The organism is Bacillus haikouensis (genome assembly GCF_013179555.1).
GTDB lineage: Bacteria > Bacillota > Bacilli > Bacillales > Bacillaceae_B > Rossellomorea > Rossellomorea haikouensis_A.
Genome location: NZ_JABMCR010000555.1, coordinates 1 through 1074 on the forward strand (window position 1 = coordinate 1; position 1074 = coordinate 1074).

Here is a 1074-nt window from a genome sequence, read left to right on the forward strand (position 1 = left end):
CCGTGACAGTACCAAGGATCAGGCCGTTATTGAGTATGGAGGCAGCTACAACGGGAACATCTTTGAAAGCGGCCGGCGGTACGAACATGGCTCCTACCCCGACAATCAATGAGATACCCGCGACAAATTGAGTCCGTTCAAGGTTTTTCACTTTGTGATATTCTTCCAATGCCAGGCCAACCATCTTTATAAAAATAACCGTCGTGACGGCGTACCCGACCGGAGCAGGCAAACTGGCAAAGATATTCATTACTTTAGGGACCAGGCTGATCACGATGATGATTGTGCTTCCGGCGATGAACGGCAGAATGCTGTACATTCTTGTAGAGGCCACAAATCCGGCTGCCCCGGAAATAGGAACAGGTCCAATGGCTGAAAATACCCCTCCCAAGAGTTGATTGATCCCGGAAGCAAAACCGCTTTTCGTAAACCTTTCATATGTTGGTTGACCCTGGGACTTCATCACTTCCTCTGTGACCCTTATCGATGCGATCATATTGGTCGTCAGCAGAAAGGTTATAAATACAGAGGTGATGACTACGCCCGTATCAAATGAAGGTGCTCCGAATACGAATAATTCAGGTAAGGCAAACCATGAGCTGGATACTGTTACATGACCTCCGAGACCCATCATCATAAAGATGATCCACCCGGCTATCAGAGCGAGAATGATTGAATATTGCTGTATCCACTTTATTTTGTGACTGGAGAAATACAGCGCTGCAAGGATTGTCAATACACTCCCTGCCAAAACCAGAGGCTGAATAGTCACATGATCACCGCTGACCCCGAACATTCCTTTAATAAAGGAACCACTAAGCTGTAAAATCAACAACATCAAATATATAAATGTGATGGCAGGGGTAAATAACGAAGTCAGTTTCTTTAACAGGCCAGTTGCAGCTAAAATGAAAAATATGACACCACTGACGATCATCCCGCCTTGTAAAACGGTTAATACTTCAATGTGGCTGCTGTAAAGAGTTCCTGCAAACCCTGCATAAATGGCAAATACTCCCCACCAAAGACCGGCTGGCCCTTCATTGATTGGCAGTTTATGTCCAATCAATGCCT

The 1074-nt window shown here is 45.6% G+C and carries 1 protein-coding gene; it reads right to left on the bottom strand.

Going from position 1 to position 1074, the window contains the following annotated elements; genetic code table 11:
• Positions 1–1074, bottom strand: a 1074-nt coding sequence (locus HP456_RS24245; protein WP_172255756.1) for a purine/pyrimidine permease, incomplete at both ends; no start/stop codon positions are given.